This window comes from Actinoallomurus sp. NPDC052308 (genome assembly GCF_040679195.1).
GTDB lineage: Bacteria > Actinomycetota > Actinomycetes > Streptosporangiales > Streptosporangiaceae > Actinoallomurus > Actinoallomurus liliacearum.
The window spans coordinates 44,491-56,154 of record NZ_JBFAUM010000008.1; the positions used below are offsets into that span (position 1 = coordinate 44,491).

The 11,664-nt window shown below is 72.9% G+C and carries 12 protein-coding genes; 4 read left to right on the plus strand and 8 right to left on the minus strand.

Translation table 11 applies throughout. The features are described from left to right. The first annotated feature begins 102 nt into the window (after positions 1-102). Complete coding sequence (locus tag AB0L00_RS21645; RefSeq protein WP_364436869.1) at positions 103-1,530, plus strand: ATP-binding protein; 1,428 nt, start codon at positions 103-105, stop codon at positions 1,528-1,530. Then, positions 1,527-2,186: a response regulator transcription factor gene (locus AB0L00_RS21650; protein ID WP_364436872.1), complete on the plus strand. Its 660-nt coding sequence runs from the start codon at positions 1,527-1,529 to the stop codon at positions 2,184-2,186. Before AB0L00_RS21645 ends, AB0L00_RS21650 begins: the two co-directional genes overlap by 4 nt. Positions 2,187-2,188: 2 nt before the next feature. Here the strand turns inward: AB0L00_RS21650 and AB0L00_RS21655 are convergent, their stop codons facing one another. The 5 genes from AB0L00_RS21655 to AB0L00_RS21675 all read right to left on the minus strand — a co-directional run bounded on the left by AB0L00_RS21655 (position 2,189) and on the right by AB0L00_RS21675 (position 6,149). Then, a complete protein-coding gene (locus AB0L00_RS21655) occupies positions 2,189-3,370 on the minus strand; it encodes an ABC transporter permease (RefSeq protein ID WP_364436874.1) in 1,182 nt (393 codons plus the stop codon). Then, positions 3,367-4,032, minus strand: a complete 666-nt coding sequence (locus AB0L00_RS21660) for an ABC transporter ATP-binding protein (protein ID WP_364436877.1) — start codon at positions 4,030-4,032, stop codon at positions 3,367-3,369. Before AB0L00_RS21660 ends, AB0L00_RS21655 begins: the two co-directional genes overlap by 4 nt. Beyond that, the gene (locus AB0L00_RS21665) at positions 4,019-5,155 is read right to left on the minus strand and encodes a peptidoglycan-binding domain-containing protein (RefSeq protein ID WP_364436880.1); all 1,137 of its coding nucleotides are present in this window, start codon (positions 5,153-5,155) and stop codon (positions 4,019-4,021) included. Before AB0L00_RS21665 ends, AB0L00_RS21660 begins: the two co-directional genes overlap by 14 nt. After that, on the minus strand, positions 5,148-5,678 hold the full coding sequence (locus tag AB0L00_RS21670) for a hypothetical protein (protein WP_364436883.1): 531 nt from the start codon (positions 5,676-5,678) through the stop codon (positions 5,148-5,150). The genes AB0L00_RS21665 and AB0L00_RS21670 overlap by 8 nt, the downstream gene beginning before the upstream one ends. Before the next feature lie 123 nt (positions 5,679-5,801). Beyond that, positions 5,802-6,149: a carboxymuconolactone decarboxylase family protein gene (locus AB0L00_RS21675; RefSeq protein ID WP_364436886.1), complete on the minus strand. Its 348-nt coding sequence runs from the start codon at positions 6,147-6,149 to the stop codon at positions 5,802-5,804. 286 nt (positions 6,150-6,435) lie between these two features. Between AB0L00_RS21675 and AB0L00_RS21680 the strand changes: the two genes are divergently transcribed. Further along, positions 6,436-6,867: a cold shock domain-containing protein gene (locus tag AB0L00_RS21680; RefSeq protein WP_364436889.1), complete on the plus strand. Its 432-nt coding sequence runs from the start codon at positions 6,436-6,438 to the stop codon at positions 6,865-6,867. Positions 6,868-6,884: 17 nt separating this feature from the next. On the opposite strand, the gene AB0L00_RS21685 is transcribed toward AB0L00_RS21680, so the two are convergent. Genes AB0L00_RS21685 through AB0L00_RS21695 form a run of 3 tightly spaced genes read right to left on the minus strand, consistent with a single transcriptional unit; the run spans position 6,885 to position 10,227 of the window. Beyond that, on the minus strand, positions 6,885-8,651 hold the full coding sequence (locus AB0L00_RS21685; RefSeq protein WP_364436892.1) for an alpha/beta fold hydrolase: 1,767 nt from the start codon (positions 8,649-8,651) through the stop codon (positions 6,885-6,887). Positions 8,652-8,702: 51 nt separating this feature from the next. Beyond that, positions 8,703-9,272 (minus strand): TetR family transcriptional regulator, encoded by a 570-nt coding sequence (locus tag AB0L00_RS21690; protein ID WP_364436895.1) that lies wholly within the window; start codon positions 9,270-9,272, stop codon positions 8,703-8,705. 40 nt (positions 9,273-9,312) lie between these two features. Further along, positions 9,313-10,227, minus strand: a complete 915-nt coding sequence (locus tag AB0L00_RS21695; protein ID WP_364436898.1) for a LysR family transcriptional regulator — start codon at positions 10,225-10,227, stop codon at positions 9,313-9,315. Between the two features lie 87 nt (positions 10,228-10,314). Here AB0L00_RS21695 and AB0L00_RS21700 point away from each other — a divergent pair, with 87 nt between their 5' ends. Then, the gene (locus tag AB0L00_RS21700; RefSeq protein ID WP_364436901.1) at positions 10,315-11,661 is read left to right on the plus strand and encodes an aspartate aminotransferase family protein; all 1,347 of its coding nucleotides are present in this window, start codon (positions 10,315-10,317) and stop codon (positions 11,659-11,661) included. Positions 11,662-11,664 lie beyond the last annotated feature (3 nt).

The window sequence follows — 11,664 nt, forward strand, 5'->3', positions numbered from 1 at the left end:
GCGGCGGTCCTGGTTGGTCTTCCCACGCGCAGTTGGTCACCTGCCGGGCCGAGACCGGATGGCGGGCGATAGGTGTTTTCTCGGTACGGGCTGCGGACTCGGATGGCGCTCTCGTATGTCATGGTCTCCGTGGCCGCCGTGCTGGTCGTCGAGGCCGTCCTGCTCCTGCTCGTGGCGCCTCGGGTGCTGACGGGCGCCGGCGACACAGGGGGAGCGGAGGCACAGGCGGCCGGTGACGCGAAGACGCTCAGCCTCGCCGCCGTCGACCTGGGCCTCGCCACGCCGGGGGTGTCCGACCAAGACCTCCTCGCCGGCCTGAGCGGCCAGGCGAGCGCGCAGACCGGGATCGGTGACGCTCGCATGCGGGACGGCGTCGCCCTGGAGGCGCTGGCGGCACGGGACGGAAGGATCGTGCTCAGCTCCGCGCCGGGCCGTAATCCGGTCGGCTCCCCGGTCCCGGTCAAGGGCGCCGCGACGACGGCCCGCTCCGGCCTGCGGAAGCAGCAGGGCCGGTCGGTCGCCTGGGCGTCGAGCCCGGTCGTCGCCTGGGGCGCGGCCACGGCGGCCCGTACCGGTCGCCCGGCCGGGCACGGCCGCCGGGTCATCGGCATGGTCTACGTGCAGCTTCCGGCCGGGCGGCGGCAGGCGGCCGGGCACGTCGGCCGGCTCCTGCTGCCCGGCCTCATCGTGCTGCTGTTGATCGTTCCCGTCGGGGTGCTGTTCGGGCTGCTCAGCACGGGCGCGCTCATCCGGCGCATCCGGCGGCTGGCGGACGTGACCACGGCGATGGCCGACGGCGACTTCCAGGCGCGGATCCCGGAGTCGGGCGGGGACGAGGTGGGGAGGCTGGAGGAGGCGTTCAACCGGATGGCGGAGCGCCTCGAGGCGGCCGTGCAGGCCGAACGGGACGCCGCGGCGTCGGACGGGCGGCGGGCGGAGCGGTCGAGGATCGCCCGCGAACTGCACGACTCGATCTCCCAGGACCTGTTCTCCCTGCGGCTGCTGGCCGGAGGGCTGGGCAAGGCGCTCGCGGCCGAGACGGACCTGCGGGACAAGGCCGAGTCGATGGAGCGCACGGTCGACCGTACGATGCGGGAGATGCAGGCGCTGCTGCTCGAACTCCGTCCGGTCGCGATCGAGGACGCCGGGCTGATGCCCGCGCTCACGGAACTGTGCCGCGCGTACGAGGCGCGCCTCGGCGTGCCGGTCCGGACCGATCTTGAGACGGTACGGCTCGAGCCGGCGGTGGAGCACGCGGTGCTGCGAATAGCCCAGGAGGCGCTCGGCAACGCCGTCCGGCACGGCGAGCCCGGACTCATCGAGCTGAGCCTGACGGCCGGGGACGGCTGTGTCGTCGTGCGGGTGCGTGACGATGGGCGGGGGTTCGACCGGCGGTCGGTCGACGGGCACGGGATGGGGCTCGACCTGATGCGCGAACGCGCGACGGAGCTCGGCGGCACCTTCGAGGTGGTGAGCGCTCCGGGCGAGGGGACGACCGTCACGGCGAGCATCCCGGACGGCACGCCGTGATCCGCGTGCTCGTCGTGGACGACCACCAGGTCGTCCGCCAGGGCCTCCGTTTCGTGCTGGAGCAGGAACGGGACATCGAGGTCGCCGGAGAGTGCGGCGACGGGTTGTCCGCCGTGACCGCGATCCGCGCTCTGCGGCCCGACGTCGTCCTGCTGGACATGGTGATGCCAGGGATGGACGGCCCCGGCGTGCTCGAGGCACTGCGTGGCGACGAGACTCCGCCTGCCGTCATCGTGCTCACCTCCTTCCTCGAGGAGGACCGGGTCGTCGAGGCGATCCGTGCCGGGGCCCTGTCCTACCTGCCGAAGACCGCGGCGGCCGAGGAGGTCGTGGCCGCCGTACGGGCCGCCGCGCGCGGTGACAGCGTCCTGGGCCCGGGTATCGCGTCGATCCTGGTCCGGCAGGTCCGCGACGGCGGCCGGGAGGATCCGCTCAAGGTGCTCTCGCCCCGCGAGCGGGACGTGCTGGCGACCCTGTCCAGGGGCCGGTCGAACCGGGAGATCGCGCGACGGCTGTCGCTCAGCGAGGAGACGGTGAAGTCCTACGTCTCCAGCATTCTGACCAAGCTCGGCCTCCAGGACCGTACGCAGGCGGCCATCTTCGGGCTGCAGCAGGGCCTGGTCCCGCTCGATGAGGCGTTGTCCGACGACTCCTGACGTCAGGCGGCACGGAGGGCGTCGGTGGGGGAGAGCCGGGCCGCGCGCAGCGCGGGGTACAGCCCGGCCAGCGCCCCGGCCACCAGCGCGACGCCGATTCCGCCCCACAGGGCGAATCCGGGGATCAGCACGGCCCACCCGCGCGCGTACGCCATGCCCGCGGTGACCGCCGCGCCCAGGAGCACGCCGGCCGTCCCGCCGAGGAAGGACAGGACCAGGGACTCGGTCAGGAACTGCGCGGCGACGTGCGACCGCGCGGCGCCGAGCGCCCGCCGGAGGCCGATCTCCGAACGCCGCTCGAGCACGGAGATGACCATGACGTTGGCGATGCCGATCGCGCCGACCAGCAGCGCGATGCCGCCGAGCCCGAGGAACAGGGCGCCGGAGGTCCGCGTCACCGCCACGCGGGCGGTCAGGGCGTCGGACGGTCGACTCACTCCCACGGCGGTCGGCGCGGCCGGGTTCGCGGCGGCGGCGAGCAGCGCCGCGACGTCGGTCACGTGGTCCTGGTCGGCCCGGACGTAGATCCGGCTGGGATGCCCGTCGTACCCGAGCAGGCCGGAGGCCGCGGCGAAGGAGACGAGCGCGGAACGGTCGATCTCGGGCGCCAGCGGAAGCGGATTCAAGATCCCGGCCACGGTGAACCAGTGCCCACCGAGCCAGACCCGCGTACCGGCGTCGAAGTGACCGATGCCCAGGGTACGGGCGGCGTCGTGGCCCAGTACGGTCACCGGATACCGGCCCGAGTCCAGGAAGCGACCGGCGAGCAGTGAACCGTCAAGCGTCGTGAGGAGCGTGGAGTCGCAGGCGCGCACCGCGAGCCCGCCGCCCTGCCCGGCGGGGACGCGGTCACTGCGGTAGACGCCGGCGGAGACGAGCTGAGCCGTCGGCGCGACGCGCAGGACCTTCGGCAGGTGCCCGATCATCGGTCCGGCGGTCGCGGGCAGTTCCGTCTCCGCGCCGTCGAGCGTCTGCCCGTCGGCGACGGTCAGCAGGTTCGTGCCAAGGCGGTCGATCTGGGCCAGCAGCTGTGACTCGCTCGATCTCGTGACGCCGAGCACCGCGACCAGGGAGGCGATCCCGATCGCGACACCGAGCCCGGACAGGGTCGTGCGGAGCCGGCGGGAGCGCAGGCCCAGCGTCCCGACCGGAAGCAGGTCCGCCACCCGCATCGTGCTCTTCATGCCACCACCAGGCCGTCGCGTAGCTCGATCCGGCGGCGGCAGGCGTCGGCGACCCGGTCCTCGTGCGTGACGATGACGAGAGTGGTGCCCGAGCCGTTGAGCTCGCGCATCAGGTCGAGGATCTCGGCTCCGTTGGCCGAGTCGAGGTTCCCAGTCGGCTCGTCGGCGAACACGATCGCGGGCCGGCCGACGATCGCGCGGGCGATGGCGACGCGCTGCCGTTCCCCGCCCGACAGCCTGGCCGCCCGGTGCCGGACACGGTGGGACAGTCCGACCCGCGCCAGCGCCTCGCGCGCGGCGGCCCGTCTGCGCGCTCGCGGCACGCCGCGGTACAGCAGCGCCTCCGCGACGTTGTCCAGCGCCGTCATCGTCTCCAGGAGGAAGAACCGCTGGAACACCACGCCCACCTGGTGGGCGCGCAGCCCGGCCAGCCGCCGGTCCGACATCAGGTCGACCCGCTGCCCGCGCAGGCGTACGGAGCCGCTGGTGGGCCGGTCCAGGCCGGCCATCAGGTGCAGGAGCGTCGACTTGCCCGATCCGGAGGCGCCCCGGACGGCGAGCATCTCGCCGGAACCGACGGCCAGGCTCACGCCGCGTACGGACTCGACCGGCGGCTCGCCGGGATGGACCTTGCGGACGTCCTCCAGCTCAAGAACCGGCACTGGGAACCTCCACCCGCCGGCCTTCGGCGAGCCCGCCGCCGAAGACCTCGGCCAGCCCGGTGACCTCGTCGAACAGCCCCGTCCGCACCGTCACGTGCCGTCGCGCGGCACCGTCGACGACCACGACCTCGTACGCTCCGCCGGGCCGTGCGAGCAGCGCCACAATCGGCACGGCCAGCACGTTCTCGTGCGCCGCCGAGGTGATGCCGACCTGGACCCGGGCCTGGTCGAGCACTCCACGGATCGGGCCGTCCACGGTGATGGTGACGGTGGCCGTCGCCGCGGCGGCCGTCCCACCGGTCCCGCCCGGCGCGCCCGCGGCGGCCTGCCCGTTCTCCGAGGTCTGGCCGGTCTGCGGCACCACGACCGCCCCCACCTCGCTCACCTCGCCCTTCCGGCTGCTCCCGTCGGGCAGCGTCACGACGACCGGGTCGCCGACGCGCACGTTCGGAACGATCGCCGGGTCGAGCTGAACCCGTACGGCCGGCTTGCTGCCCGTTCCGTGTTCGACGAGCAGGCCCTGACGCACGGGCGTGCCGACCCTGACGTCGAGTCCTCCGACGCGCAGGTGCCCGGGCAGGAACGTCACCTGGCCGGTGGGCACCGTTCCGGTCACGGGCAGGTGGGCGTCGGCCTGCCAGCGGCGGATCGCCCGGTACGTCGCGGTGGAGAAGTGATCGTCCACGGTGAGCCCGTCGCCGTACCCGAGGGCCTTGAGGTTGCTCTCCAACTGGCGGACGTCGGCGCCGTCGGTCATCCCGGGCCGAAAGGTCCGCCAGGCGGGGCGGGCTCCGTACAGGAGCGGCACCTTCGTGCCGTCGACCTCGTAGGCGGCCTGCCCGCGCTGCACCACCCTGCCGACGGGGGGGAGCCCGGTGACGACTCCGCCCTGCCCGGCCGCCACCACGTCGAGGCCGCCCGCGTGCCCGAGTGTCCCGGTGACCTGCTGGCGCTGCGCGATCTCCGTGCGCTCCACCGGAGCGGTGCCCGTCGGGACGCCGCCGGCGGAACCGCGCCGTGCCCCCGAGCTCGAGCCGTCCGCCGCCCAGACCATCCCGCCCGCCGCTCCCGCGAGCGTCAGCGCCGCCACCACGATCACCCCGACCCGTTTCCCGTCAGCCATGGGACGGATCCCCAGGTCGCCTGATCTTCAGCCCGCCTCCGACGCCGTACCGCTTGCACGCCTCCAGCTGCTTCATGATCGGCTGCTTGCCCTGGCCGGCCAGCCTCGCCGGCATCGTGAAGCTGCCGTCCGGGGCGGGGTCCGGCCAGTCCGGGACGCCGTGCCGGCGGAAGCACTCGGCGAACTCGCGCAGCTTCGCCATGTCCCGCGCGGACAGTGTCGTGCCGGTCCTGTCGGCGGGGATCCGGTCGGCGGTCGAACGGCAGTCGTCCATGACGTTCTCCGGCGGATCGGGAGTGCCGGCGGGAAGTCCCCACTGGCCGGTCTGCGGATCCCGTACCGGGTCGGGGAAGTTCGGCAACCCATGGGCCCGGACGCACTGGGCGAGCCGCCGGTACGCGGCGGCCACGTCCTGGGCGTTCGGCGAGGACGAGGCCTTGGGGTGGCCACCGGAACCACACCCGGCGAGCAGGGCGGTGGCGGTGACTGCGGCAGAGAGCCTGCGGAGGAGTCGCTGAGACACGTCTCCAGCCTCGGCTCGCGCGCCCGGCGGCGCTTCCCACGATGGTGGTGAGCCCGTCCCCTCATTCGGGGGGCGGTGCTTCCCTGCACCCCTGCGGCGTGCCGCCGTGCCGCAGAAGCGACCTCAGACGGTCCCGCCGGCTTCCTCGATGATGGTCTTCAGCCGGGTGACCGCGCTCATGGCGTTCGGCCAGCCGGCGTAGAAGGCCAGGTGGGTGAGGGCCTCGACCAGTTCGTCCTTGCTCAGGCCGTTCTTCAGCGCCGTGCGCAGGTGGAAGTCCAGCTGCTCGGTGCGGTAGAGCGCCGCCAAGGTGGTGACGGTGACCAGGCTGCGGTCGCGCGCCGACAGCCCCGGACGCTTCCACACGTCCCCGAACAGGATCTCATCGGTGAGCTCCACCAGCTTGGGCGCGAAGTCGCCGAGCAGCGCCTGGGCGCCTGAGGGCTGAGTGCCGTCCGTGCTCTCTGCCATCGTTCATGCCTTTCGATGTGCCGGTCAGGAGGCTCGGGGAGGCGGACGGGCCGCGCACCCCTCGCACTGACCAGGAAACCGCTGGTCGCGCCGACGAGGGAGTTCCTGCCGTTCGGTGTACTGACAGAACACCCCAAGGCGTACGGAGACGGCCTCCTGCCCGGGGCGGTGGATGAACTAGATTGATTCAGGAACGCGGGGGGCGCCGTGACCTGGCGGTCCGGTGGGCGGGTGGCGCGTTCGAGTGGGATTCCGGTGAGTCGCGGATGGTGTGAGGTCGGGTTCAGTGGTCAGAGGGCGTGTGGTCAAGTTCGATGAGGTACGCGGGTACGGGTTCGTCGCGCCCGACGACGGCGGCGACGACGTGTTCGTCCACGCGAACGACCTTCTCGTCGACAAGCGTGTGTTCACTCCGGGCGCGAGCGTCGAGTTCGAGGTGGTGGACAGCGGCCGGGGCCGCAAGGGCTATGACGTACGGGTCGTGGCCGCGCCGGAGAAGCAGGGCGGGCCGCCCGCGCGGACGGGCTCGCCGGAACGGCCGGCCGAGGTGCCGCGCGTCGAGGAGGGCACCTGTGAGTTGCTGTCCGCCGCGGAGCTTCGCAACGAGCTCACCGAGGCGTTCCTCAAGACGGCTCCGGAGCTGACGGGCGCGCAGATCATGCGCCTGCGGGACGGGGTCATCGCGCTCGCCGCCGGGTACGGCTGGATCGAGGACTGAGCCCCACCCCGTGGCGGTCAGGCGAGGTCGAGGCCGGCGGCGACCGCGTCCGGGTGCGTGATGAGCGGGTGGTGACCCGCTTCCGCGACGGTGGACACGGGGACATCGCCGGTGCCGTCGACCAGCGGGTCGAGCTCGCCCACGATGAGCCGTACCGGCACTGGCGCGGTGGCCAGCAGGTTCCGCAGCGACGCGCGTTCGGCGGGCCGGTGGGCGAGGGCCAGTCGCCGGGCGGTACGCCGGGCCACTCCGGGCCGGCGTAGTTGCGCGCGGGCGCTCTCGATCGCCGGATGCGGCGACGGGGCGCCGAGCAGCGCCGTGGCCAGCCGCTCGGAGGAACTGCGTCTCAGGAGCGGCGTGGCGAGCGCGGGCACGCGGAGGAACCGGGGCGCGGGCCGCTGCAGGAAGTACGGCGAGACGAGGACGAGACGGTCGACCCGGTCGGGGTGCGCGGCGGCGAAGCGAAGCGCGGGCGCGGCGGCGGCCGAGTGCGCGACGATCACTGGGCGGGTCCGCAGGGGAGCGAGCAGCTCGGCGAGCCATTCGGCCTCGGTGGCGGCCGACAGGCCGGACCGGCCGAGGCCCGGAAGGTCGGTGACCAGGGCGGGCGCGGCCAGCTCACCGATCACCCCTGCCCACGCCTCGCCGTCCAGCGGCAGGCCGTGCAGCAGGACGTAGCGGGGCGCGGTCCGGTCGCCGGCCAGGTAGGTACGCGCCCCGGCGACCTCGTGGAATCCACCGGGTAGCGGCGATTCGGCGGCCCCGAACCGGTCCGCGACCAGCCGGTCGGCCCAATGCCGCAGGGCGGGCCGTACGGGTGGGCGGGTCAGGCCCGCGGCGGCCGCGACCTTGTCGGCCGAGCCGGTGTCGTATCGGTCCTCGGTCAGGAAGGTGAGCGTTTCCGGTTCCACCCGGCTGACCGCCCGCGGCAGGCGCCGTACGATCGGCAGCGGCACCAGCCGGCGCGGCGCGCGCACGCCGAGATGTTCCGCCAGCAGGCGGACCAGCTCGGGAAGGTTCGGCGTCGCCTCGTCCAGGATCCAGTGCAGACCGCCCGGCTCCGGATCGTGCTCGGGGATCGCCGCCGTCAGGCGGGCGAAGTAGTCCACCGGGACCACCGGTACGAAGGTGCGGGGCGTGCCGGCCAGGGCGGGCAGCCGTCCCGCCCAGAGGTTCTGGACCAGTTCGGCCAGGCCGATGTACTGGCCGGCCTCCCCGGTGCCGGAGTGGCCGATCACCGTGCTGGGGTTCACGACGGTCAGCGGCACCCCGCGTCGCGCGGCGGTGACGCGTACCGCCGCGTCCGCCTCGGTCTTCGACGCGTCGTAGGCGCCCCTGGCGCGGTAGAGCGCGTCGAGTTCGGCGGCCGGGATCGGGTACGTGGGCGCCGGGTCGAGCCCGACGCGGTAGCCGGACACGTGGATCAGCCTGCGCAGCCTCGGCCGGGTCGCCGCCCAGTCCAGGACGTGCAGGGCCCCGTCGACGTTGGCCTTTCGCGCCGTCTCCCGGTCGAGGCCGAATCGGTACACCGCGGCCGCGTTGAACACGTCTCGTACGTCGCCGAGCGTCTCGTCGTCGGCGGCCGTCAACCCGAGTCCGGGTTCGGTGATCTCGCCCCGGACCACCGTCAACCGCGTCGGGTCGGCGCCGCGATCCCGCAACCAGTCCCGCAACTCCGTTTCCCGTCCCCGGACGATGGCGGCGACCGCCCGGTTCCGGTTGAGCAGCTCGAGTACCAGCCAGCGACCGAGGAGACCGGTCGCACCGATGACCACCGCGTCCATGATCCACCTTCTATTTAGACCGATCTACATATTCGACGCCGAAAAAAGAACTCAGCCGAGCACCGCGGCGATCCGGCGGCGTACCCGGTCGATCGGCTCCCGGCTGCGCTGTGCGCGGGCGAGGACCAGGGCCCCCTCGATCAGCGCCAGCACGGTGGTGGCCACGTCTTCGGCCTCCGCCGCCTCACGTCCGTCCGCGCGCAGTGCGTCGGCCAGCCGCCGCTGCCAGCCCCCGTACACCTCGGCGGCGATCTGCTGCAGGGCGTCGTTGGACGAGGCGACCTCCAGCGCCACGGTGGCCACCGGGCAGCCTTTCGCGAAACCCGCCGCCGTCATGCGCTCGGCCAGCGCGTCCAACAGGGCGTGCACCAGTGCCGGCACGCCGGCCGCCTCCTCGGCCAGGTCGGCGAGCAGGCCGTCCACCTCCCGGCCGGCCCCGGTCAGCGCTTCGCCGACCAGTTGGTCCTTGCCGCCGGGGAAGTGGTGGTAGAGCGAGCCGCGCGGCGCGCCGCTCAGCGCGAGCACCTCGTTCAGCCCGGTGCCGTGGTAGCCCTTCGCCTCGGTGAGGGTCCGGGTCGCCTCGAGCATCCGGGCCCGTGTCTCGTCGCCCTTCGCGGCCATGCGCACGAGAATAGACCGATCTACATAAAAAGGCCAGCCGTCACAGGGGCGACGCCGCAGACGGCAGGTCCTGGTTCTGGCGCAGCGCGTCGACGACCAGGTTGACCGCGGTCCTCGACGCGGATCCGCGCCGGACCGCCGCGGCGATGGTGCGTGTGACCGGCGCGGCGAGTGTCTGGGTGGCGACCCGGTACCGGGGGTCCACGGCGAGGCCGGGCAGCAGGGCGATCGACAGGCCGGCCTCGACGTGCTGCAGGGCCATCAGGTAGTTGCTGAACCGGCACACCACCCGCGGTTCGAACCCGGACTGCCGGCACAGCCTGGTCGCGAGATTCGCCATGTACGACTGAGGGATGTCGAACGCCCAGGACTCGTCGACACAGGCGGCGAGATCGATCGGGCCCCGCCGTGCCAGCGGGTGGGCGGGCGGTACGACGAGCACGATCTGGTCGGTCGCCAGCGGGACGATGTCCACGTCCGGGTCCAGGGGCACCTCGACGAAGTCCGTGGTCGTGATGACGATGTCGGCGTCGCCGGCTCGCAGCGCCTGCATGCTCTGGTGCGGCTCCACCTCCAGCAACTCGACGTCGACGTGCGGATGCGAGCGCGCGATCCGGGTCACCACCGGCACGGCCAGCCCGTGGATCGCGCTCTGGAAGGCTCCCAGCCGTACCGACCCGGCCGGCTCCTCGCCGAGACCGCGCAGTTCCGCCTCGACCGCGTCCATGTGGTCGAGGACCGCCCGCGCCCGCCGCGCGAGGATCAGCCCGGCGGGCGTCAGCCGGACCCGCCGTCCGGTCCGTTCGAGCAGGCGCGTACGCGTCTCGGCCTCGAGCACCGCGAGCTGCTGCGAGACGCTCGACGCGCTCAGGTGGGCGGCGACCGCCACGGCCCGGATGGTGCCGAGAGCGTCCAACTGGCTCAACAGCCGCAGACGCACCGGATTCAGTGTCATGCCGCCATCTTTGTTCGGTTCTTCCGAACAGGAAAGCCGGAATTATGAGATGGACGTGTCGCTCGGACGTCTCCTAGCGTCATGGGCATGACCGCTCCGACCACGGTTCCTGTTCCGGCGTCCTCGGCCGACACCTTCTGGGCCGACGCCGACCGGTACCTCACGCGCTACGCCGGTGCCGGCGACTTCACGCGGAAGATCATCGAACGCGCCGAGGGCAGCGTCCTGTTCACCGAGGACGGCGAGGAGATCCTCGACTTCACCTCCGGTCAGATGAGCGCGATCCTCGGCCACTCGCATCCCGAGATCGTCGCCACCGTGCGCCGGCAGGTGGCCCATCTCGACCACCTGTACAGCGGCATGCTGAGCCGCCCCGTCGTCGACCTCGCCCGGCGGCTGGCCGAGACGCTCCCGGCGCCGCTGGAGAAGGCGCTGCTCCTGACGACCGGCGCCGAGTCGAACGAAGCGGCCATCCGGATGGCCAAGCTCGTCACCGGCAAGCACGAGATCGTGTCGTTCGCCCGGTCCTGGCACGGAATGACCAACGCCGCCGCGAACGCCACCTACAGCGCGGGCCGCAAGGGCTACGGCCCCGCCGTGCCGGGGAACTTCGCCCTCCCGGTGCCCAATGCGTACCGGCCGGACTTCACCACCGCCGACGGTGAGCTCGACTGGCGGCGCCAACTGGACTTCGGCTTCGAGCTGATCGACGCCCAGTCGGTCGGCAGCCTCGCCGCGTGCATCGTCGAACCGATCCTCAGCGCCGGCGGGCTCATCGAGCCGCCCGCCGGATACTTCGCCGCCCTGCACGAGAAGTGCCGTGAGCGGGGCATGCTGCTGATCCTCGACGAGGCGCAGACCGGGCTCTGCCGCACCGGGAACTGGTACGCCTTCCAACGGGACGGGATCGTCCCCGACATCCTCACGCTCTCCAAGACGCTCGGTGCGGGCCTTCCTCTCGCGGCCGTGCTCACCAGCGCCGAGATCGAACAGGAGGCGCACGACCGCGGCTTCCTGTTCTTCACCACGCACGTGGCGGACCCCCTGGTGGCGGCCGTCGGCGACACCGTCCTCGACATTCTGGCCCGGGACCGGCTCGACGAGAGGGCGGCGGAGCTCGGCGGATTCCTGCGCCGGGGCCTCGAAGCGACCGCCGAGCGGCACCCGGTCGTCGGGGATATCCGTGGCCGCGGCCTGCTGGTCGGCCTGGAGCTCGTCCTGGACCGGGAGACCAAGCAGGGGTCGGACGAGCTCGGCGCGCTGGTCACCCGGCGCTGCCTCGAACTCGGCCTGCACATGAACATCGTGCAGCTCCCCGGCATGGGCGGGACCTTCCGGATCGCGCCCCCGCTGACCGCCACCGAGGAGGAGCTCTCGCGAGGTCTGGCCATCCTGGACGAGGCCATCGGCGACGCGACCGCCCGGCTCGGCTGACCC